This is a genomic window from Halalkalicoccus jeotgali B3 (assembly GCF_000196895.1).
Classification (GTDB): Archaea; Halobacteriota; Halobacteria; order Halobacteriales; family Halalkalicoccaceae; genus Halalkalicoccus; species Halalkalicoccus jeotgali.
This window is the reverse complement of sequence record NC_014297.1, coordinates 2,028,408-2,050,742: the sequence shown is the minus strand read 5'-3', so window position 1 is coordinate 2,050,742 and position 22,335 is coordinate 2,028,408. Positions and strand designations below refer to the sequence as shown.

21 protein-coding genes and 1 tRNA gene are annotated in these 22,335 nt (G+C 65.4%); 8 read left to right on the top strand and 14 right to left on the bottom strand.

What is annotated here, in order from left to right:
* Window positions 1-108: 108 nt before the first annotated feature.
* A complete protein-coding gene (locus HACJB3_RS10675; protein WP_008416859.1) occupies window positions 109-402 on the top strand; it encodes a hypothetical protein in 294 nt (97 codons plus the stop codon).
* 9 nt (window positions 403-411) lie between these two features.
* A complete protein-coding gene (locus HACJB3_RS10670) occupies window positions 412-1,428 on the top strand; it encodes an iron transporter (RefSeq protein WP_008416860.1) in 1,017 nt (338 codons plus the stop codon).
* On the opposite strand, the gene HACJB3_RS10665 is transcribed toward HACJB3_RS10670, so the two are convergent.
* The gene (locus HACJB3_RS10665; RefSeq protein ID WP_008416862.1) at window positions 1,406-1,906 is read right to left on the bottom strand and encodes a DUF2243 domain-containing protein; all 501 of its coding nucleotides are present in this window, start codon (window positions 1,904-1,906) and stop codon (window positions 1,406-1,408) included. The two genes, HACJB3_RS10670 and HACJB3_RS10665, sit on opposite strands and share 23 nt — an antisense overlap.
* Window positions 1,907-1,956: 50 nt before the next feature.
* Window positions 1,957-2,352: a universal stress protein gene (locus tag HACJB3_RS10660; RefSeq protein WP_008416866.1), complete on the bottom strand. Its 396-nt coding sequence runs from the start codon at window positions 2,350-2,352 to the stop codon at window positions 1,957-1,959.
* A gap of 66 nt (window positions 2,353-2,418) precedes the next feature.
* On the opposite strand from HACJB3_RS10660, the gene HACJB3_RS10655 reads away from it, so the two are divergent.
* Window positions 2,419-2,694: a hypothetical protein gene (locus HACJB3_RS10655; RefSeq protein ID WP_008416868.1), complete on the top strand. Its 276-nt coding sequence runs from the start codon at window positions 2,419-2,421 to the stop codon at window positions 2,692-2,694.
* A gap of 1 nt (window position 2,695) precedes the next feature.
* Here HACJB3_RS10655 and HACJB3_RS10650 read toward each other — a convergent pair whose 3' ends face one another.
* From HACJB3_RS10650 to thrS, 12 genes are all read right to left on the bottom strand, one after another.
* Complete coding sequence (locus HACJB3_RS10650; protein WP_008416870.1) at window positions 2,696-3,823, bottom strand: inorganic phosphate transporter; 1,128 nt, start codon at window positions 3,821-3,823, stop codon at window positions 2,696-2,698.
* Window positions 3,824-3,868: 45 nt separating this feature from the next.
* Complete coding sequence (locus tag HACJB3_RS10645; protein WP_008416871.1) at window positions 3,869-4,669, bottom strand: HD domain-containing protein; 801 nt, start codon at window positions 4,667-4,669, stop codon at window positions 3,869-3,871.
* Between the two features lie 36 nt (window positions 4,670-4,705).
* Entirely contained in the window at window positions 4,706-5,182 is a 477-nt protein-coding gene (locus tag HACJB3_RS10640) for a redoxin domain-containing protein (RefSeq protein ID WP_008416872.1), read from the bottom strand.
* A gap of 7 nt (window positions 5,183-5,189) precedes the next feature.
* On the bottom strand, window positions 5,190-6,482 hold the full coding sequence (locus HACJB3_RS10635; RefSeq protein WP_008416873.1) for an FAD-dependent monooxygenase: 1,293 nt from the start codon (window positions 6,480-6,482) through the stop codon (window positions 5,190-5,192).
* 38 nt (window positions 6,483-6,520) lie between these two features.
* Entirely contained in the window at window positions 6,521-7,501 is a 981-nt protein-coding gene (locus tag HACJB3_RS10630) for a glutathione S-transferase family protein (protein WP_008416875.1), read from the bottom strand.
* Window positions 7,502-7,533: 32 nt separating this feature from the next.
* The gene (locus HACJB3_RS10625; protein WP_238532759.1) at window positions 7,534-7,782 is read right to left on the bottom strand and encodes a hypothetical protein; all 249 of its coding nucleotides are present in this window, start codon (window positions 7,780-7,782) and stop codon (window positions 7,534-7,536) included.
* Between the two features lie 44 nt (window positions 7,783-7,826).
* Entirely contained in the window at window positions 7,827-9,530 is a 1,704-nt protein-coding gene (gene pheT, locus HACJB3_RS10620) for a phenylalanine--tRNA ligase subunit beta (protein ID WP_013199496.1), read from the bottom strand.
* Window positions 9,530-11,029, bottom strand: coding sequence for a phenylalanine--tRNA ligase subunit alpha (gene pheS, locus HACJB3_RS10615; RefSeq protein ID WP_008416882.1), 1,500 nt, complete (start codon window positions 11,027-11,029; stop codon window positions 9,530-9,532). The genes pheT and pheS overlap by 1 nt, the downstream gene beginning before the upstream one ends.
* A 98-nt stretch (window positions 11,030-11,127) precedes the next feature.
* Complete coding sequence (locus HACJB3_RS10610; protein WP_008416883.1) at window positions 11,128-13,119, bottom strand: TRAP transporter permease; 1,992 nt, start codon at window positions 13,117-13,119, stop codon at window positions 11,128-11,130.
* Window positions 13,116-13,607, bottom strand: a complete 492-nt coding sequence (locus HACJB3_RS10605) for a DUF1850 domain-containing protein (protein WP_008416885.1) — start codon at window positions 13,605-13,607, stop codon at window positions 13,116-13,118. The genes HACJB3_RS10610 and HACJB3_RS10605 overlap by 4 nt, the downstream gene beginning before the upstream one ends.
* Window position 13,608: 1 nt before the next feature.
* Window positions 13,609-14,595, bottom strand: a complete 987-nt coding sequence (locus tag HACJB3_RS10600) for a TAXI family TRAP transporter solute-binding subunit (protein WP_238532758.1) — start codon at window positions 14,593-14,595, stop codon at window positions 13,609-13,611.
* Between the two features lie 112 nt (window positions 14,596-14,707).
* Window positions 14,708-16,630, bottom strand: coding sequence for a threonine--tRNA ligase (thrS, locus tag HACJB3_RS10595; RefSeq protein WP_008416889.1), 1,923 nt, complete (start codon window positions 16,628-16,630; stop codon window positions 14,708-14,710).
* Between the two features lie 93 nt (window positions 16,631-16,723).
* Here thrS and HACJB3_RS10590 point away from each other — a divergent pair, with 93 nt between their 5' ends.
* The 5 genes from HACJB3_RS10590 to HACJB3_RS10570 all read left to right on the top strand — a co-directional run bounded on the left by HACJB3_RS10590 (window position 16,724) and on the right by HACJB3_RS10570 (window position 22,335).
* Window positions 16,724-17,059 (top strand): Sec-independent protein translocase subunit TatA/TatB, encoded by a 336-nt coding sequence (locus HACJB3_RS10590; protein ID WP_008416890.1) that lies wholly within the window; start codon window positions 16,724-16,726, stop codon window positions 17,057-17,059.
* Between the two features lie 32 nt (window positions 17,060-17,091).
* Window positions 17,092-17,164 (top strand) — tRNA-Arg (locus HACJB3_RS10585).
* Between the two features lie 421 nt (window positions 17,165-17,585).
* The gene (locus HACJB3_RS10580) at window positions 17,586-19,895 is read left to right on the top strand and encodes a type II/IV secretion system ATPase subunit (RefSeq protein WP_008416893.1); all 2,310 of its coding nucleotides are present in this window, start codon (window positions 17,586-17,588) and stop codon (window positions 19,893-19,895) included.
* Window positions 19,892-21,901 (top strand): type II secretion system F family protein, encoded by a 2,010-nt coding sequence (locus HACJB3_RS10575; RefSeq protein ID WP_008416894.1) that lies wholly within the window; start codon window positions 19,892-19,894, stop codon window positions 21,899-21,901. Before HACJB3_RS10580 ends, HACJB3_RS10575 begins: the two co-directional genes overlap by 4 nt.
* Window positions 21,898-22,335, top strand: a complete 438-nt coding sequence (locus tag HACJB3_RS10570) for a DUF7287 family protein (protein ID WP_008416895.1) — start codon at window positions 21,898-21,900, stop codon at window positions 22,333-22,335. Before HACJB3_RS10575 ends, HACJB3_RS10570 begins: the two co-directional genes overlap by 4 nt.

Genomic DNA, 22,335 nt, shown 5'->3' with positions numbered 1-22,335 from the left:
CCTCTTTCCGAAAACGCGCTCGAGCGGACAGCCACGCGTCTACCGCTCTCGCCCGTCGCCGGGAGCATCATGCCCCATCGTTTTCCCGCCGCCGTGTCTCCTATCGGTATGGACGAACTGGACGTTCCCGATCCGGAACTGGGTACCGCGACGATCGTCTTCGAGACGCCCAACGGCGAGGTCGATCACCTCACGGTCGAAAACGAGTACGTCGTCTACTTCCAGGACCACTGGCAGGTCAAAGCCGGCGAGGACGGGGCGGGCAACGACGTCGTCCGGCGGATTCCCAAAGAAAAGGTCTACTACGTCGAGCGCTCGGTCGAGGAGTTCCAGGACCGGATCGACGCGCTGTTGGACCGCGCGAAGGACCGCTTCGATCTCGACTCGCTCAACCTCGGCTAGATCGTACCCATGCAGCGTCGCGCCGCGCTCCGCTCCGGGTTGGCGTTCCTCGGCGGAGCCTCGCTTGCGGGCTGTCTCGATACGCTCGGCTCCCAGTCGGCCTGGCGCGACCTCGTCGTCGACCGACCCGAGGCGGTCTACGTCCCCCCGGAGGTCCACGGGATGGTCCCGCTCGCGGGTGCGAGCGCCGGCGGGTACGACCTCTCGCTTTCCGCGAGTCGTCCCCACGGCTTTTGGACGGTCACCGGCACCGAGACGAATCAGGTCGCGATGCGCGAGTCCGACTCCGTTCACCTGATGGCGACGGTCCGCGAGTCGGGCTCGGGGCGGTACCTGCCCGCGGAGGTCCGGGTCTCGATCCCCCGCGAGGGCGACCGGCTCGATCGAACGCTCTGGCCGATGCTCTCCCAGCGGATGGGACCACACCACGGCGACAACGTCACCCTGCCCGGTCCGGGAACTTACGCAGCGAGCGTCCGGGTCCTCCCCGCCGGGGTTCGCCACCGCGACCCCTCAACCCGGTTCGAACCCGCGGTCCACGACGTCGAGTTCGAGTACGATCCGGCAGCCATCGAGGCCCTCGAGAGGACGGTCATCGACGAAACGCGCCGGGGCGATCCCGGGGCCGTCGAACCGATGGGCGGCGAGGGCTCGGCGGCTCCGACCGCACCGCCGATCGAGGCGCTTCCCACCCCGCTTGGAACCGGACGCGCCGGCGACTGTCGGGTCGCCGTGGCGCTCGACGGGGAGTACCTGATCGCTTCGCCGCGGACGCCGCACAACGGGTTTCCGCTGGCAGCGGCGTCGCTGTCGGCGCGGACCGAGGGCGAGAACACGGGCGACTCCGTCGCCCTCTCGGAGTCGTTCGCCCCCGGAATCGGTCACCACTACGGTGCGCCCGTCGAACTCGCCGAGGGTGAGCGAGTGACGATAGCGATCGAGACGCCACCGCAACTGGCGCGCCACGAGGGCTACGAGACGGCGTTTTTCGACCGGGGCGAGTTCAGTCTGCGACTTCCTCGGTAGCGTCCCGGGGACCGTCGCGCCGGTCGGCGACTCGCAGCGCGAGCAGGCCGGCACCGAGCATCAACAGGCTGACGAGCACCCACGGTGGGTTCCACGCTTCGGTTCCGTGGACCACGTCGTGGATCCCCAGCAGGTAGTGGTCGACGACGCCGTCGAAGACGTTGAACACGCCGGCTCCGACGAGGCCCGCCCCCACGACGACGAGCCCGGACAGGGGCTCTCTGGCGCGATTGACCGTCCGCCAGAGCATCGTCGCCCCCAGGCCCGCGATCAGGAGCATCGACAGCGAGAACAGCCCGTCGAACATGACGTTCGTTCGCAGCCCGTCGTAGCTCAACGGGTCGTAGACGCTCGAGAGCAGGTGGTGGGTCTGGAGGATCTGGTGGAAGATCACTACGTCCAGCACCGCGCCCAGCCCGAACCCGAAGACCCCGCCCCACAACAGGAGTGCCCGTCGATGTCCGCCGATGTCGGTCATGGGCGCGGTTCGGCGCTCACTTGCAAAAACGTACGCCCGGAGTGCGCAACCTACGGGATGAGCGTCACCGGCAGGTCGCTCTCCTCGACGACCGCCTCCGAGGCGCTGCCGACGACGAACCGTTCGAGTCGGCCGCTGGTGGCCCGCCCCATCACGACGTGGTCGTAGCCCCGCTCTCGGGCGAGCGAGACGATCCGTTCTCCGACCTTCCGGGCTGCGCCCGACTCGGTGACGACGTCGGTCTCGATCAGTTCGGGGTCGGCCTCGAGACCACCGTCCCGGATCTCCCCACGAGCGCGCTCGAAGAGGTCGTCAGTCGCCTCGGTTCGCTCGGCGGCGAAGTGGACCACGGCGAGGTCGGCGTCGAACCCGCGAGCGAACTCGACGCCAAAGCGGAGCGCGTCGAAACTGCTACCCGAGCCGTCGATCGGGACGAGGATCTGCATACTCCAAGCAGAACTCCCCGGGTGAAAAGTGGACACGCTTTCGGTTCCCCGGTCCCTCGATCCAGTATGGGCTGTGAACTCTGTGGTCGGGCCGTCGAGACCACGACCCATCACCTGATCCCGAAAAACCGTACGGAGAGCCCGACGGCACGGCTGTGTCAGCCCTGTCACAAACAGGTCCACGCGACGTTCACCCACCACGAACTGAAACAGGAGTACGACACGGTCGAGGCACTGCGCGGGGCCGAGCGCCTCCAGTCGTTTCTCGCGTGGATCAGGAAAACCGATAAGACCCACGTCCGGGTCGACGACAGCGACCGGGTCAGGCGCTGGCGGGACTGATTTAGAGGCCGAAAAGCGGCACGAACCGGAAGGTGAGGTACGCCCCGAGGGTCGCGAGGGTGGGGACGACGTTCTGGAGGAGGATGACCCGCGCGGTCGTCTGCGGGTCGAACAGGTCCGTGGCTCGAGGGATTGCCTCCGAATCGCTCCCGTCGGCCCCCGCGAGCGCGTCGTCCTCGAGGAGGGGGTCCTCGGCCGGCACCGTCCGGGTCGCCCGACCCCATCCGAGGCCGATGATGCTCATCGTCGCGACCACGACGAAACTCGCGGGGATCCCGGCCGCCGACAGGAGGGTGATGATGGTCGCGCTGACGACCGCGACGACGATCGCGGCGGTCAGCGGGAGGTCGGTGATGTCGTTGCCGAGCGTTTCGAGGGTGCGTCTGGCGATCGTAAACGCCCCCAGCCCGGTCGCCCCGGCCGCCAGCGCGATCGCGGGGCTCATCGCCAGCTCGCCGCTTCCCACCAGCGGGGCGACCGCGTTTGCGACGTTGCTCGCACCCGAACTGAACGCCATGTAACAGCCGATCGCGATCAATCCGAGCGTACCGAAGACCTCCCGGCGGGCCACGGCCTCGCCCGCCCTGGGACGGGGCACCCGACCGGTTCGGTCGAGAACGAACGTCGAGCGGTCGTTTCGGGGGATCGCGACCCATCGGTCGAGCGACGGGTAGAAATACCGACCGATGACCCCGCTGATCCAGAACGCGATCACGGGCGCGACGAGCCACCACGTGACGATCACGCCCATCGTCGCCCAGTCGATTCGGCCGGTCGCGATGCCCAGGCCCGCGATCGAGCCGACGGCGCTCATCGAGGTCGAGGCGGGCACGCCGAAGACGTTCCCGACGAACAGCGCCCCGCCGACGAAAAAGAGGACGGCGATGGAGACTTCGAGGGTAAACAGCGCGCTCGGGACGATCTCGCCACCGAGCGTGTCGACGACCTCCCGGCCGAGGGTCCAGCCGCCGCCGAAGAAAAACACCGTCATCAGCGCCGCCGCCCCGACCTTCGAGATCGCCCCCGCCCCGACCGCTGGGCCGAAGGCCGGACCGGTCGTCGCCCCGCCGACGTTGTAGCCGACGAACGCCGCGACGAGCACGCCGACCAGCAGGAGCCAGTCGCTCATGGCCGCCCCACCGACTGCGAGCGGGTGGGCCGTCTCATCGCCCGTTTACAGCTCGATCCGCTTGACGAGTTCGTTCTCACTGCGGGTGTTGAGCGCGACGATCCGAACGAAGTCCTCGAGTCCCGAGTCGTCGAGTTTGGCCTTCAGCAGGCTGTCGACCTGATAGACGCCCGCCGCGTCGGTCATCTCGATCTCGACGTGGACCGGGACGTCCTCGCCCTTCTGGAGGGAGACGCGCTGGATCGCCTGACTGGAGACGGTGTTGATCCCCCGACCGCCCCGTTCGTAGGGGTTTCGCGAGCGCCCGCGTTCCATGTCCAGCCCGTCACAGATCCGGATGACGCCCGCCTCCCGCGTGAGGGGGGTCTCCTCGGTGTGATGACAGAGGATCGCGTGCAGCACCTCGCCTTTCACCCGGACCTGCCCGCCGACATCGTAGAACTCCGGCAGGATCCGGTCGAGGATATCCGCCGCGAGCGGGATCGAGTAGTAGGCGTGGTCCGAGCGGTGGACGACGTGGCCGATGTCGTGGAGCTTCGCGGCCAGGGCGAGGATCACCGCTTCGTCGTCCTCTTCGAGGCCCTGCTCGCGGGCTCCGTTGAACTCGACACCGCCGCGCTTGAGCAGATCGTAGAGACACAGCGCGCGGTTCAGCACGATCTCGATGTGCTTCTCGCCGTGGTCGTTGTAGCGCATTCGGGTGACCGGATTGACGTTCTGGGCTTCGAGGTACGCCTGGATCTCCTCGTCGTCTTCGATAGACGAGAGCACCGCGTTGACCCGACCGTCGGGAAAGGCGTGCTCGGCGTCGGGATCGTAGCGTCTGTTACCGGTCGTCTCAGCCATACCCTCGATCCGTCCGCGAGGTAGAAAAACCCCCGTTTACGCGGCGTCGCTCGCGGCTTCGACCAGTTCGTCGTAGTCCGGTTCCGCGCCGGGGTCGTCGCTGACCCACGCGTAGGTGATCTCGCCGTCCTCGTCGAGGACGAACACCGCACGCTTTGCGACGCCGTGATAGCCCAGGTCCGCAAAGTCCATCTCCACGCCGTAGTCCTCGATAACCGCCTTGTTCGTATCGCTGATCAGGCCGAACTCCAAGTCCTCCTGCTCGCGGAACTCGTTGAGTGCGAACGGCGTATCGACGCTCACACCATAGAGCGTCGCGCCGCTCTCTTGGAGCCGGTCGAGGTCGCCCTGTAGCGTGCTCATTTCGGTGGTACAGACGCTCGTGAACGCACCGGGGAAGAACGCCAGTACGACGGGGCCGTCTCCCAACTGATCGGAGAGCACGAACGGTTCGACGTCGCCGTTCGCGAGCGGTGCGGTGATATCCGGCGCGGGGTCGCCTACCTCTGCCATGGGCCGACTAGAGACGTCTCCCGGAAGAGCGTTCGGATTCCGGCCGGACGAACCACGAGTCGTCCACGCGGACCGGCTCGGCCCCAAAGGCGAACAGTTCGGCCGTTCGCCCCGAACCGGGCGTGTGCGGCGCGAGCGAGAACAGCGCTCGCAGGAGGGGCCGTCGGAGCGGTTTCGGGACCCGCCCGCCGTACAGCACCAGCGCCGTCAACGCCCGTTCGACCCGGCGTTGCGTTCGTACTATCTCTTCGACGGCGGGACGGCGGCGCGTCTCGTAGCGCCCGAGCGCGCAAGCGGGAAGCGGGCCGTCGCCGGGATCGAGCGAGAGCGTGCGGGCGATCACTTCGTGGGCGACGACGGCGTCCGCGAGCGCCAGGGCATTGCCCTGCCCGCCGACCGGCGAGGCGATGTGGGCCGCATCGCCCAGCAGGAGGAGTCCGTCCTCGACCCACCGCTCGCTGATCCCGGGTTCGATCCGCAGTAGAGTGCAGTCCTCGAACCCCTCGAGTGCGTCGGGCAACACCCCGTCGAGGCCGGGATCGACACTCGCAATCCGCTCGCGAAGCGCCTCGATTCCCGCCTCGCGGAGATCGCTGTAGCTCCCCCGCGGGATGAACCAGCCGGCCTGGGCGACACCACCGCCGAGCCCGAAGTAGAGTAGGAGGCCGGCCTCGCCGTACCGACCCTGTGCGATCTCGCCGACGGCGTCGGCCGGGAGCTTGAACCACAGCAGATCGAGCTTCGAGTCCAGCCTGCCGGAGTCGATCGCGGCTGCGCTCCGAACCGTGGAGTAGCGCCCGTCCGCGCCGACGACGAGCCGCGAGCGGATCCGTACCGCCTCGCCGGTCCGGCGGTTGGTCGCGAGCAGGCCTACGACGCGCTCGCCCTCGTACAACAGGTCTCGGGCCGGCAGCCGGTCGTGGTACTCGAAGTTCGGGAACGCGCTGGCGCGCTCGATGAGCATCTCCAAGAGCGGCGGCTGTTCCATCAACAGCGCGTAGTCGTACGCACCGTCGAGTGCCGCGAAATCGATGGTTCGGTAGGGCCGGCCGTAGACCACCACCTCCGGGCGCGAGACCCGTTCGTGGGCCAGTCCGAGGACGCTCTCTAGAAGCCCCAGTTGCTCGAAGACTTCGAGCGCGCGCGGCTGGAACAGGTAGCCGCGAAACTCCCGGTCCAGCGTGGCGTGGCGCTCGATCAGGACCGTCTCGATACCGCTCCGGGCGAGCAGATAGGCCAGCAGGCAGCCTCCCGGCCCGGCGCCGACGATGACCACCTCCGTCTCGCTCTCGCTATCCATGCGGTACGGTAACGTATCCAGAGAAGATCAACGCGCCGCTACCGGACTAGCGCCTCGGACGACTCTCCGGCCAATGCATCCCGGTCGTGAGGGGCGGTGAAGTCCAGATCCGGGCCGCGCGCGACGATCCGCGACGGGGTCACGTCCGGATGGGTCGTGTAGTAGTGTTCCTTGATGTGGTCCATCTCCACCGTCTCGGCGACGCCGGCGGTCTGATACAGATCGCGCAGGTACGGCCAGAGGTGGTCGTAATCCTGGATCTGCATGACGTTACACATGAAGTGCGTGTGATAGACCTGATCGAACCGGATCAGCGTGGTGAACAGACAGATGTCGGCCTCGGTGAGGCGATCGCCTGCGAGGTAGCGCCGGTCGGCAAGGACCGAGTCCCAGTGCTCTAGGGCCGAAAAGAGGTCGTCGATGGCCTCGTCGTAGGCCTCCTGTGAGCTCGCAAAGCCGGCCCGATAGACGCCGTTGTTGATCGGTTCGTAGATCGCGTCGATGATCTCGTCGACTTCCTCGCGGTAGCCCTCCGGGAAGAGGTCGACCTCGTGGGTCGCGTACGCCTCGAATTCGGTGTCGAGCATCCGCAATACCTCGCGGGATTCGTTGTTGACGATGGTCTCTTCTTCTTTGTCCCAGAGCACCGGCACGGTTACACGACAGGTCACGTCAGGGTCCGCCCGGACGTAGAGCTCCCGGAGGTAGTCCGCGTTCATCACCGGGTCCTCGGTGCAGCCCTCCTTCTCGGGGCTGAACTGCCAGCCCTCGGCGTCCCGGAACGGATCAACGACCGAGACAGAGATCGCCTCTTCGAGCCCTTTCAACGACCGTGCGAGCAGGGTGCGGTGGGCCCACGGGCAGGCATAGGAGACGTAGAGGTGATACCGACCCGATTCGGCGGGAAACTCCTCGCCGATCCGGTCGCGAAAGGTCGTCTCCTGGCGCTCGAAAGCCCCCTCGTCGTTCGTCGTCTCATAGACGTCTGTGCGCCACTCGCCGTCGACCAGTTGATTCACGCGAACTCTACGGGGTGGAGATATAAAACGACTCAGCCGCCGTCGGGGACCGAGGTGATGACGTACCACTCGTCCCACCGTTTCTCGTTTTCGGGCCGCGAGCGCCGTTCGACCTCGACGCCCGTCGCGTCCGTGGCGTGCTCGGGACAGACCGGCCACACCTCGTCGGCGTCCGCCCCGACGTAGATCCCACCCTCGGGATCGATCTCGGTGTCACAATCGTGGCAGGCGAGCGAGGGCGCGAGCGTCCGACCGATCAGGTCCATGGCGGGCGTTCGCACGCCACTGTGATAAGTGATGGCCGCCGAAACGCCGGCTCGAAACGCTACTCCAGTGCGTCCAACCGGAACTCGAAGGCCGCGACCGGGAGTTCGAGGTCGTGTTCGACAAGCACTTCGGGATGGATCTCGCCGACGACCCCCACCGAGTGGCCGTCGATCTCCACCGTGGCGGTCCGCCCGTCGATGAACGTCGGATGCGTCGTCGGGGGCGTCTCGAGATCGACGTCGAACGCGCGGGCGATCGCCTGCAGTCGCCCCTTCGCGTCCTCGTAGGAGGCATCCGTGCGCGCGAGCACGCCAGCGACGGTCCGGCGTTCGGCGACGCCGGTCTCCGTCGAGGCGTCGAGCTCGGCGGCGAAGCCGACCTCCGCGAGGTCTTGCGGGTACGAACGATGCGTGTTGTTCTCCAGCAGGATCAGCAGCGAGGGCAGCGCCCACGTCCGGACCATGGTGTAGTCCTCGCTGTAGGGTTCGCGGATGGTCGCCGCCTCGCCCGCGCCGAGGACCTCATTGCCGGGTTCGACCCGGAGGCGGTCGTAGTTCTCGGCCTCGTTGATGAGGTGGAAGTTCAGCGTGTCCTCAAAGCCCAGCCCACAGAGGACGTTTCGGGTCGCGTCTTCCAGTCTGGTGCGTTCGTGGCGCCCGCCGACGGTGCCCACGTCGGGGTAGGTTGGGATCAGGGCATCGAAGCCGTAGGCCCGGCCCACGTCGTCGATCAGGTCAACGGGATGGAGCACGTCGACGCGATAGGGCGGGATCTCGACATCGTAGGCGGACTCCTCACCGAGTACTTGCGTCGCCGAGAGCCCGGCACGCTCAAAGCAGTCGATGACCGTCTCGGGTTCGAACGCCATGCCGAGCATGCCCTCGATACGATCGTGTGAGACGCGTTTCTTCCGAACCTCGAAATCCGGACGCAGGAGGGTCGCGTCGGGGTACTCGACCTCGACCTCCTCGATGGTCGCGCCCCGGGCCGACAGCGCATAGCAGACGATCGCACACATCTTATCGATCGTCCACTGGTCCGTACCCGTGAGTTCGACGAACAGCTCGCGGGAATCGGTCGTGACCTCGGTTCGCCGGCCGTTGATCACCGGCGGGAACGAAAAGAGGCCGAGTTCGTCGTAGATCGCCGGATATCGGTCATATCCCTCGACGAGAGCCGCGTACTCCCGGCCCGTGGGGTGTGCTTCGAGCACCGCGGCGGGTGTGAGCTCCTCGTTCGAATCCAGCGGAACGAACCGCGGCTCGTCGGGCTCGACGCCCCGATACTTGATCGACGGGCCGCCCTCCTCCGAGAGCGATTTGCCCTTCAGCATGGTGAGGTCGTGGATCCCGATCGCGCCCTTCGCGCGCTTTCGGCCCATCGTCGCGTGGAGTTTCTCCTGGAGCTGGATCAGCGAGTCCAGTCCCTTCTCGTCGAGGTCGACCCCCCGAATCACCGCGCCGGTGACGTACGGTCGCTCCTCGGGGACGTCCTCGACCTCGATCGTCCAGTCGGGGCTGTTCGTCGGCGGGACGTACGTGCCCCGCTCCTCGCCGTACTGGTACCGAAGCGAGCGTGCGACCCCCTCGACCGAGAGGCGGTCCAGCCGGTCGGGCGCGAACTCGAACTGGAGGTCGCCGTCCTCCGTCTCGCCCTCGTACTCCAATCCGAGTCCGAACAGGTCGTCCTTGAGCCGGTCGTCGTCCTTGTCGGTACCCGTGAGCTGTCGCAGTTCGTCGGTGTCGATGTCGACGACGGGCATCAGTAGATCACCTCCGCGTTCCGGAGGAACTCGATGTCTGCGAGGGTTCCATGGAGGTCGCGGATGTCCTCCGCACCCGTAATGAGCATCGCGAGACGTTCGAGGGCCAGTCCCCACGCCATCACGTCACACTCCACACCCAGCGGTTCGAGCACCTCGGGCCGGAACATCCCTGAATTTCCTATCTCGATCAGTTCGCCCGTCTCGGGGTGGTGACCGAACAGCTCGAAGCTCGGTTCGGTGTAGGGATTGTAGTGGGGCTTGAACTGCAGGTCGGTGATGCCGAAGCGCTCGTAGAACTCCGTGAAAGTGCCCTTGAGGTCGCGCACGGAGAGGTCCTCGGCCATCACCCAGCCCTCGATCTGGAAGAACTCCAGTAGGTGCGTCGGGTCGAGGGTGTCGTTCCTGTAGACTTTCTCGACCGAGAAGTACCGCTGGGGCGGTTCGAGTTTTCCCACCGCCTCCCCGGAGAGATAGCGCATCGACAGCGAGGTGGTGTGCCCGCGGAGGTCCATCCCGCGGGCGACCTCCTCGGTCCACGGCGAGTGATAGCCGTCGCCGTCGGGGCCGACGCCCTCCAGGTGGGCCGAGCACACGCGCTCGACGAGTTCCTCGGGGAGGTCGGCCGTTTCGCTTGGCTCTTCGAGCGCGAACTGGTCCCAGTGGGTTCGTGCTGGGTGGTCCTGGGGCATGAACAGCGCGTCGTTGATCCAGAACTCCGAGTCGACGTGTGGGCCGTCCATCTCCTCGAAACCCATTCCCACGAGAACGTCCTTCACGCGGTCGGCGGTCTGGCGCAGGACGTGTTTCTTTCCGCCCACCACCTCGGCGGCGTCGGCCTCGACGTTGTACTCGGCGAACTCCACGTCATCCCACTCGCCGGTGGTGAGCAGTTCTGGGGTGAGCTGGCCGACCGTCTCGCTCTCCTCGATTCCCTCCATCAGCGCGGTGACGCCCGCGTCGGTCAGCGTCACCGAGCGGACCGTCGACTCCCGCCGGGAGACGAGGTCGCGCCGGGCGAGATCGTCGAGGACCGCGTCGGTGATCGGCTCCTCGGCCGCGATCAACGCCAGTGCGTCGGCTTCGGCGTCCTCCTCTCGACCCGCGGTCGCCGAGAGTTCGCCGGAGTCGATCTCCCCGTAGCCCTTCCGGGCGTAGTTCGACAGCGCGATGTCGACTTCCGGACCCTCCAAGCCCGACCGGCCGATGGCCTCGCCCATCGAAACTGACTCCTCGTCGGCGTCGAGTTCGAGGGCGGCCTCGTAGAGGCGGCGTTCGGGCAGGCCCATCTCCACGTACTCTGTCCCTTCGTCGGTGAGCGAGACGGCCTCGACGGTCTCTTCGGTAACGTCGAGCAGTCCCTCCTCTTCGAGGGCGAAGACCGCCCCGGTGACGGCCTCGGGTTTTTCGCCGAGCTCCTCGGCGAGCCGTTCTATCGTGCGGTCCTCGGTGGCGCTCGCGGCCTCGAGAACCGCCGCCTGTATCGGTGGCAGTCGCATTCGTTGTGTGAGTGGTCGAAAGGCAGTCGTTTAGCGGTTCCGGACTGGCGGCCCCGAGTCGTGGACGGGGTCCGAAAGCGGGGTCGAATCGAGAACAGTCAGTTCGCTGGCGTGGCCGCCGGCCCGCTCCGGCGCACCGTGACGTACTGACGGAGGAACACGGCGGCGATGACTGCGAGTCCGACCAGATCCGCTGTGGTTCCCGGATAGATCAGCGCCACCGCGCCGGCGACCAGCGCCACCCGCTCGACGAGATGGGCCGGCGCGTAGAAGTACCCCTGCGTGCCCGCCGAGAGGGCGATCACGCCGATGACGGCGGTGACAACACTGGCAACGATGGCGGTCGTCTCGCCGATCAACAGGAGCTCGGGCCCGAGCACGAACAGGTAGGGAACGAGAAAGCCGGCCGCCGCGAGGTTGACCGCCGTGAAGCCGGTCTTCCACGGGTCCGATTCGGCGATGCTGCTCGTGGTGAACACCGCGAGCATGATCGGCGGGGTGATGGCACTGATGATCCCGAAGTAGAAAATAAAGAGGTGTGCGGCGAGCAACTCGACGCCCAGCGCGGTGAGTGCGGGCGCGCCAAGTGCCGCCAGCACGACGTAGGCGGCGGTCGTCGGTAGTCCCATTCCGAGGATGATCGAGGTGATCATCGTCAGGATCAGCGCGATGATGAGAACGCCGCCCGAGGCGGTCGTGATCAGCGAACTGAACTTCAGCCCCAGCCCCGTGAGCGTGACGACCCCGACGACGAGGCCGGCGGTCGCACACGCCGCCGCGACGACGATGGTCATGCGCATCCCGCGATCCAGCGCGTTGACGATCGTGACCCCTGCGGCGCCGGCGAGTCGCGAGAGGGTCTCGGCGTCGCCCCGCGGGACGGCGCGCGCGAACTCGCGGGCCGCCGACAGCGGGATCGCGACGACGGTCGTCAGCAGGATGGCGACGAACGCCGCGAGCATCGCCGAGTAGCCCGCCACCAGCATCCAGACGAGCGCGATCAGCGGGATCGTAAAGTGCGCGCCGGTCTTGAGCAGCTCCCACGGGTTCGGCAGTTCGCTCGCCGCAACGCCCTCCAACCCTTCGTGTTTCGCACGGAAGTGAACCGCCGCGCCGACGCCCAAGAAGTACAGGAGGGCTGGAATGGCCGCCGCCGCGATGATGGTGACGTAGCTGATGCCCGTCCAGGCGGACATGATGAAGGCGCCGGCGCCCATCACGGGGGGCATGATCTGTCCCCCCGAGGAGGCCGCCGACTCGACGGCCGCGGCGTAGCGGCTCTGGAAGCCGCTGCGTTTCATCAGCGGGATGGTGAAGGCGCCGGTCGTCGCCGCGTTCGCGACCGCGCTGCCGTTGAGGCTGGCCATGAAGCCGCTCGCGAGCACCGAGGTCTTCGCGGGGCCGCCGGTCGAGCGGCCGGTCGCCCCGTACGCTAGGTCGATGAACCAGTCGCCGACGCCGGTCACCTCCAGAAAGGCCCCGAGGATGATGAACACGACGACGAACGTCGCGCTTACCCCTAGCGGGATGCCGAAGATCCCCTCGGTGGTGAGATACGAGTGGGCGATGATGCGGTCGATGTCGTAGCCCCGGTGGATGAGCGGGCCGGGCATCAGCCGCCCGTAGTAGGCGTACGCGAGGAAGGCCAGCCCGATGATCGGCAGCGCCCGCCCGGTCGCCCGGCGGGTAATTTCGAGAACGAGGAGGATCGCGATCGCGCCGAAGACGAGATCGCGCGGCAGGGGCGACCCCGAGCGCTGGGCGAGCGTCCCGAAGCGGACCGCGTAGGCGATATACAGTGTACTCGGGACGCCGACCGCAAGCAACAGCCAGTCATACCACGGGACGCGATCGGTGTCGGCGGCCCGCGCGGGGAAGTACAGCAGGGCGAGGACCACCACTGCGGTCAGGTGGATCGAGCGGTTGATGAAGGCTCCCGGTGTGCCAAAACCCGCGATGGCGATGTGATACAGTCCCGCGAGTACCGCCACCGAAAGCGCGAGGATCCGCGTGTTCCCGCGGAGGGTTCGACCCGATTTCTCCTCGGCGTCGGTCAGTCCGTCGGTCGTCGATTTGGTCGTCGTGCTCATAGCGTCTGTAGCCTCCATTCGAGATAGCGCAGATAGCTCACCCGCTCGACGGAAAACCGGACCGGTTCCCACTCTTCGGTGTACGCCGAAAGCGGGCGACTTTCCCCGTCGATCACGAGCGACTGGTCGGTGTACTTTGCCACCCGGATCGTAAAGGAGCCGAGTTCGCGCTCCATATGCAGGACGGTAAAGCCGTCTTCGCGGGTCTGGTTGCCCTCGGTGTACTCGAGGCCGATGGCGTGGTACTCGAACTCCTCGCGGATCTGGACGATCCCCTCGTCCCTCACTTCGTAGACCTCGTGGATGGGGGTCTTATCGAACGAGTGGACGTAGTGGATGGCGAATCGATCGCCCGTCGAAACGCGTTCGACGCCGAGTGTCTCGCCGCTTTGTGGATCCGCCAGTCGCAACGCGGTCACGTCCGTCGCGGCCAGCGGAGACAGGACCAGACCACCTGCGATCGCGGAGAGCACTCGACGTCGCCGCATCTCACAGCCCGGCGTCGTCGAAGTACTGTGCTGCGCCCGGATGCAGGTCGATCGGGGCCTCGCGGGCGTTCTCCTCGAACTGTTCTGCGGCGGGGTGGACTTCCGCGAGCTGGTCGAGGTTGGTGTAGATCGCCTCGACGATGTCGTAGACCGAATCCTCGTTCATGTCCTCGCGAACGATCATCGTGTTGGTCACGCCGGGAACCTGCACGTCCTCCTCGACGCCCTCGTAGGTGCCTCCCGGAACGGTCGCGGCGTTGTAGTAGTCGAACTCGCTCGTGATCTGGCTCATCTCCTCGTCGGGGAAGTCTATCAGCCGAATCGCTCGCTGGCTCGCGAGGTCCTGGATCGAGGAGGCGGGGAAGGCAACGCTCCAGAAGCCGGCGTCAATCTGGCCGTCCTGGAGTGCACTTGCGGTCTCGGAAAACGAGAGGCGCTGTACGTCGATGTCGTCGTAGGTGAGTCCGTAAACGCCCAACAGCTCCTCGGCGATGACCTCCGTGCCGCTGCCGGGCGCGCCGACGCTGACGGTCAAGCCTTCCATGTCCGCGAGCGTCTCGACGGGCGAGTCGGCCGGGACGACGACCTGGGTCGCGTTCTGGTAGGCACCGAACGCCGCCGATAGCGGCAGGGCCTCGTCGAAGTCGCCCTCGCCGTTGACCGCCAGCAACACGGAGTTGCCGAGTGCGAGCGCCATCGTCATGTCCTCGTTTGCGACGAGCCGACAGTTCTCGACGCTCGCGCCCGTGGATTCGGCCGAAGCCTCGACGTCGAGGTTCTGATTGAGGATGTCGGCCATCCCGCCACCGAGCGGGTAGTAGACCCCGCCGGTCCCGCCGGTGCCGATGGTCACGAACTGCGATCCGTCGCCCCCGCCGCCCCCGCCGCCGCCACCGCCCCCACAGCCGGCGAGTCCGACGAGCGCGGCCGCGCCGGCCGTGCCCAAGAACGTTCGTCGATCCACGCGACTGGTCCGGTTTCGAGCCATATCCCTATGGCCACATCAGCCGCTAATAACTATGATGGTTCCCGGCGAGGACGGGGGCCGGAAGCGATCGGGGTCCGGTTCGGGTTCAGTCGGGAGCGTGCCGTCGGTAGGACTACCCGAGGAAGCCCGGCTCGGTCCGCTTCTCCTCGACTTCGGTTTCGAGCGCCGTGCGGAACTCTTCGGGCGAGACGTCCCCGCGCTCGCGCTCGAAGCGGTCCCGAACCGAGATCGTTCCGGCCGCTTCCTCGTTGCCCCCGACGATCAGCATGTAGGGTACGCGGTCGTCGTGGGCCGTTTGGATCTTCTTGCCGATGGTCCACGAGCGGTCCTCGATTCCGACGCGAAAGTCAGAGAGCACCTCTCTGATCTCCTCCGCGTAGGCGACGTTGTCGTCGCTGATCGGAAGGATGCGGACCTGTTCGGGCGCGAGCCACGTCGGGAACTTGCCGTTGAAGTGCTCGATCATCACGCCCATGAACCGCTCGAAGCTCCCCAACAGAGCGCGGTGAACCATTACGGGCCGATGTTCCTCGTTGTCCTCGCCCGTATACGAGAGGTCGAGGCGCTCGGGGATGTTGAAGTCGAGTTGGACCGTGCCGATGGTCCACTCCCGGCCTAGCGTATCGCGGGCATCGAGCCCGATCTTCGGGCCGTAGAACGACGCCTCGCCCTCTTCGACGTCGTACTCTAGTCCCTCGGCTTCGAGAGCGTTGCGGAGCGCCTCGGTCGCCTCAGCCCAGACCTCGTCGCTACCGACCGCGTGATCGCCCTTCGTCTCGAGTTTGTACAGCACCTCGAAGTCGAACTGTTCGTAGATCTCCTCGATGACCCGTAGCGTCTCCGTGATCTCCGTTTGGATCTGGTCGCGACGAATGAAGGCGTGGCCGTCATCCTGGGTCATGCCCCGGACCCTGAGAAGCCCCGACAGTTCACCCGATTGTTCGTTGCGATAGACATTGCCGAACTCCGAGAACCGCACGGGAAGGTCCCGATACGAACGGACCTGTTGGTCGTAGATGTACGCGTGGTTCGCGCAGTTCATCGGTTTCAGGCCGTACTCGGTCTCGTTTTCCTCCCAGAGGAAGAACTCCCCCTCCGAACCGAAGAAATCGAGGTGGCCGGACTCCTCCCATAGCTCCTTTTTGTTGAGTTCGGGTGTTCTGACCTCCTCGTAGCCAAGCGCGTCGTTCTGTGTGCGGATGTACTCCTCGAGCTCCCGGCGGATCGTCATCCCGTTGGGATGGTAATGGGGACAGCCCGGCGAGTGATCGGGCACCGAAAACAGGTCCATCTCGCGGCCGATCTTGCGGTGGTCGCGCTCTTTTGCCTGTTCGCGCCGGTCGAGGAACTCCTCTAACTCCGACTCGCTGGGGAACGCCGTTCCGTACACGCGAGTGAGCATCTCGTTGTCCTCGGTCCCGCGCCAGTAGGCCCCCGAGATCTCCAGTAAGGCAAAGCCACCGATCTCGCCGGTCGAGGCGACGTGTGGGCCCCGACAGAGGTCGCGGAACTCCGCCTGCTCGTAGAAACTGACGGGGTCCTCGCCGGCCGCTTCCTCCTCCAGGATCTCCCGTTTGAACGGGTTGTCCTCGTAGTACTCGAAGGCCTCTTCACGACTCATCTCGACGCGCTCGATGGGAAGGTCCGCCTCGATGATCTCCTCTGCCTCGGCGCTGATCTCCTCCAGATCGGCCTCGTCGAGTTCGACGCCGGTAACGTCGTAGTAAAAGCCGTCGTCGGTCCACGGGCCGATGGTAAGCGTCGCCTCGGAGTGGAGTCGCTGCAGCGCCTGTGCGAAGACGTGGGCCGCCGAATGTCTCAGCGCGTCGAGGTACTCGTCGCTGCTTTCGGTGACGATCTCGATTTCGACGTCTTTCTCGATGGGGTGTTCCTTGGCGACGAACTCGCCGTCGACGACGCCGGCGACGGTGTCGCGACCGAGACCGGGCCCGATCTCGTAGGCGACGTCCTCGACCGTCGAACCGGCCTCAACGGCCAGTTCCGAGCCGTCGGGGAGGGTTACGGTAACGCTCATACCTATCCTGAGCCAGCGTGGCGTAAATAAGCATTTATCCGGAGCGCAGCGAGCAAAAAGCCTATAACTTAGACGTGGGTAGAAACGACTAGGATGACAGTACAATTTGTCCCGCTGTTCGGGCCGATCCCGGGCGGGATCGAACTGGCGGTGATCGTGCTCATCGCGATCCTGCTCTTCGGTGCGAACAAGATCCCCAAACTCGCCCGCTCGACCGGACAGGCGATGGGCGAATTCCAGAAGGGGCGCGAAGAGATCGATCAGGAGCTCCAAGAGATGCGCGACGGTGCGACCCGCAGTCCCTCCGACACCACCGACGAGCCCGAACCCGAGATCGGAACCGACGATTCGACCGCCAACACCGAGACATCCGCCACGGAGACGAGGTCGGAAACGGACGCCGACCTCGAAACCGAGGAGAACCGATAACCGTTTTTTCGTCCCCACGCCACGTACCGACAGGGCGTGTGGCCTAGCGGATAGGGCGGAAGGTTCCTAACCTTCAGACCGCGGGTTCGAATCCCGTCACGCCCGTTCACTCGCTGCACTCGTTCGCGGTGTTTCTGACCGTCGTTCGCTGCGCTCACGGTTTGCATAGCAGAAAATCCGGTCGTCGAACACCGTTGCATCCGCCGGATGGGTCTCGATCAGTTCCCGGCGAGCTGACTCAGAAACTCCCGGAATCGGCGCGGATGATCCGCCGTCGTCTTGCCGCTGTACCCGTCCATCGCTGCGCCCGCGTTCTCCATATGTCGTGTCCGACTCATTTTCACTCGTTCTGTAGTAAGAGCCTCAATAACTTAACAATTTTCAGAGAAAACAATCATCAAGGAACACCGTCTTTCCGACGCGGCCGGGTCCGACTGCCACCTCCTGCGAACCGATCCGTCTGAGCCCGAGAGAATTTTTCATCTGACAGAAAGTCTTTTTTCTATATGTGTTATCATTACATCTAATGCCGATGGACGACACCACGGGGGTTCGAGGGAAATCGACGTCGCCCTCGACGGGAGACGACCCGAGCGTCGGGGATCGTCCCGCCGGCGTCCCGGGAAGCGTCGCCGTCGCTGTCACGACCGCGAAACGACTGAATGCCTATCTCGATCCCGACCGGTTGGTCCGCAAGGACCTATATGGGTGGGCACACGTCAAGAGGAAGTACTACTACGAGGAGGACGGGTCGGTGCCCCGTGATTCGGCGGGCGACCCGATCCCGTTCGAGCCCGTGGAACTGCTGGGATTCGCTCCCGATCGGACGGCGGCAGTCCTTCGCTCGGGCGTGGCGGCCGCGAGCGCACTCTCGACGCTCATCGAGGAACGGACCGTCGACGTCAACCCCGCCGTCGACGAAGACGCCTTCTTTACCTCGCACGGGGAGCCGACGATCACGACCCGGTACGACCTAGAGAGGGCCGTTCCGATGGCGAAAAAGCGCCACTTCGAGGAGGTCGAGCGCTACTGGGTCAACGAACCCTACTCGTTCGTGATCGTTTTTCACTCCCGAAAGGAAAACGAGATCAAGTACTACGCGATCGAGCCGTATCTCAACCCGATCGAAACCGACCTCGCCGAGTTCCTCACGGGCAAACTGCGCACCGCGATCAAGTACTCCGACGACGAGGTGAGCGTCGAGGGAAGCGTCGAGGAGCGAACGTCGGTCATCGAGCGAGAAACCAGACGGCTGCTCGACCGCTATGACCTGCTCGAACGGTCCGACCGCGGAGTGTTCGACCGGATCCGATCGCTTTTCGGACGGGAGGAGGCGGTGACGCACTCGGCGGTCGATCCCGTCCGTCCGGAGCCGGCGATCCTCGCGGAGGACCCCGAGACGGTGACCGAAGCGCAGGTCACGAAGCTGCTGTACTATCTCACGCGCGACTTCGTCGGCTACGAGCGGATCGACCCGATCAAACACGACATCAACGTCGAGGACATCTCCTGTGACGGCTACGACTCGCCCGTCTTCGTCTACCACACCGACTACGAGCAGATCATCACCAACGTGGCCCACGGACGCGAGCGCCTCGACGACTTCGTGGTCAAACTCGCCCAGCGCTCGGGCAAGGGGATCAGCAAGCGTCGCCCACAGGTCGATGCGACCCTCCCCGATGGCTCGCGGGCCCAACTCACACTGGGTCGGGAGGTCTCGGATCACGGCACCAACTACACCATCCGACAGTTCAAGGACGTTCCCTTCACCCCGATCGACCTGATCAACTGGCATACCTTCTCGCTCGAACAGATGGCCTACCTCTGGCTCTGTATCGAGAACCACAAATCACTGATCTTCGCGGGCGGCACCGCGAGCGGGAAGACCACGAGCCTGAACGCCGTCTCGCTGTTCATCCCCTCGAACGCGAAGATCGTCTCGATCGAGGACACCCGCGAGGTCGAACTCCCCCAGCGAAACTGGATCGCCTCCGTAACGCGGCCCTCCTTTTCGGAGGGCGATGGCGGCGACGTCGACGAGTTCGACCTACTCGAAGCCGCGCTTCGCCAACGGCCCGACTACATCGTGATGGGCGAGATCAGGGGTGAGGAAGGGCGCACGCTGTTTCAGGTGATGTCGACGGGCCACACCACCTACACCACCTTCCACGCCGACAGCGTGGGTGAGGTGCTGAAACGCTTTACGACCGACCCGATCAACGTCTCGAAGACGATGTTCACGGCGCTGGATCTCGTCTCGGTCCAGACCTCCACCCGGGTACGGGGTCGGAAGGTCCGGCGCAACAAGTCCCTGACCGAGATCAACCACTACGACGCCGAACACGACGAGATCAACGTCCGGGACGTCTACGAGTGGCAGGCCGAGTCGGACGAGTTCCTCGAGGTCGGCGATTCGAACACACTCGAGGAGATCCGCTTCGACCGCGGGTGGAGCCGCGAAGAGCTACAAGAGCAGTTGCTCGTTCGGCAGGCGGTACTTGCCTACCTCATCGACAACGGTCTCAACGAGTACCGGCAGGTCGCCGCGACCCTGCAGGCGTTCATCAACGACCCCGAGACGATCGTCGAACTGATCGCGAACGACCGACTCACCGAGAATTTGGCCGACCTGCGCTCGATGGAGAGCGTTCTGATCGACGTCGATTCTCAGACGGAAGCGCTCGTCCCCCGGCCCGATCCTGACGAGCGGACAGCCGAACTCGCAAGATCCATCCTCGAACACGCCGACGAGCGCCTCTTCGAGGGGTACCGTGACTCGCCGGAGACGACCGGTGTCGAGCTCGCGACCGACGGACGCGGGGCCGACTCCCCGTGAGCCTCGCGCTCGGGGAAGGCGGGACCGACCGACTCGGCGACGCCTTCTACCCGCTCTATCGTCGCCTGTTCGGTGAGGACAGCCAGTTCGCCGCCGAGTTCCAGACCACGCTCAAGCGGGCCCGGATGGGCGATACCGTCGAACACTACCTCTCGCGGGCGCTCGCCTACGGCGTGCTTTCGGGGGGGTTGCTGTGGATCGTCGGTATCGCCGCGGGATACGGACTGTTCGCAACCGGGCTGGTTTCCCCGCCGATCATCGGCGTGTCGATCCCCAACGACCGGTTGCTCGAACTCGTGATCGCGGCGCGGATCCCCTCGCTGGTCCTGATCACCGGCGTGACCTTCGGGTCGGCCGGGTTCGCACTCGCGTTCGGTGCGCTCGTGGCGATCCCCTACTCGCGGGTCTCGGCGCGCAAACGGGAGATCGATATGCTGCTTGCGGACTCGATCGCGTTCATGTACGCGCTGTCGGTCGGCGGACTCAACCAACTCGAGATCCTCGAGGCGATAGCGAATGCCGACGACACGTACGGGGAGGTCTCCCGGGAGTTCCAGTCGATCGTCCACGAGACCGAGTACTTCGATACGGACTACCGCAGTGCGATCAGGACCCAGGCCCGCGAGACCCCCTCCGAGGAACTGAGCCAGTTTCTGACGGACATGCTCTCGATCGTCGACTCCGGCGGCGACATGACGCGCTTTTTCGAGGACAAGAAGGACAAACACATGCGCACCGCAAAACAGCAGGAGGAACTCACCCTCGAGACCCTCGAACTGTTCGGCGAGATGTATATGACCCTCTCGCTGTTTCCCCTGCTTCTCATCATCCTGCTCGTGATCATGAGCATGCTCGGGGAGGCCTCGGAGTTCATGCTGTATGCGACGGTCTACGCGCTGATTCCGCTGGTGGGTGCGGGCTTTCTCGTGCTCGTCTCGACGGTCAAGCAGGACGAACCCGGCGACGGCTATCTCGGGGCCGATGACGAGACGGCCGATTCGACGGGACGAAACCCCCTCTTCGATCTCGGGCTGATCCACCGGTACGCCGGACGGTTCGGTATGTTCGATCGTATCGAGCGCCGTGAGGGGAGCTACGAGACCGGACGGTTGCTCCGATATCCCCATCGCTTCTTCCGGGATCACCCGACCTACACGCTTGCGCTGACGATACCCGCCGCGCTGGCGCTACTGATCACCGCTGTCGTCTCGGGGGCCGCACCGCTGTCGTGGTCGGGCTTTGTCGCCGCGCCCGTCGGCGCGACCGTCCTGTGGGTGTACGTTCCCGTCTACGTGGTCTGTGTTCCGCTCGCGGTCTTTCGCGAGTGGAACGTCCACTCGCGGACGGCGATCACCGGGTCGCTCTCGGATACCCTCCGGAAACTCTCGAGCGCCAACGAGACCGGCATGACGCTGCTCGAATCCATCCGCGTCGTCGCCGAGACCTCCTCGGGACCGCTCGCCCGCGAGTTCGAGGTGATTCACGCGAAGGTCGCCTACGGGACGAGTCTCAAGGACTCGCTGACGGAGTTCAACAACGAGTACCACATCCCCCGGCTGGCCCGGACGGTCAAACTCATCAGCAAGGCCCAGGAGGCCTCGAGTCAGATCACGGCCGTCCTCACGACCGCAGCACAGGCGAGCGAGAATCGAGACGAGATCGAGCGCGAGCGCCGCTCTCGGACCCGCATGCAGGTCGTGATCATCCTCATGACCTACCTCACGTTGCTCGCAGTGATGGCGATCCTCAAGACCCAGTTCCTCGACGTGATGGCCGGTCTCGACACCGGCGGGGCGGAGGCCACGAGCGTCGGCGGCGGCCCCAGTTTCGGCGGCGGAATCGATACCGGGCTCCTGTCGGTGCTGTTCTTTCACGCGGTGACGATGCAGGCGATCCTCTCGGGGCTGATCAGCGGCTACATCCGCGATGCGGCCATCCTGAGTGGAGTGAAGTACGTCGTCGTGTTACTGACGATCGCGCTTGCGGTCTGGGCGGTGGTCGGATGAGCGAGCGCGCACAGACGGGGATGGATTTCTTGGTCGGGATGACCGTCTTCCTGATCGCGGTCGGGTTCGTCTTCGCGTTCGTCCCGACGATGTTCGACCCCTTTACCGGCCACGGCGTGGACGACGATCTCGTCGCCGACCGCAGCGCCGCACAGCTAGCGGAGGATACCCTCGTTTCGCATCCGACGACGCCGAACCTGCTTGAGACGACTGAAACGGAGGCGTTCTTCGAGACCTGTCCGATCGAATCGGAACTCGGGATCGACGGACGAAACGCGCGGATCGCGATCGGATCGGGCGACGATCCAGCGGTAGTGAACGGAACGGCATTGACCTGTGGCGAAGAGCCGCCACCGGGCGCGTCGGTGTCGATCTCCCAGCGTCTCGTCTCGATCGGCGGGGAGAACCACCGCCTCACGGTGGAGGTGTGGTAG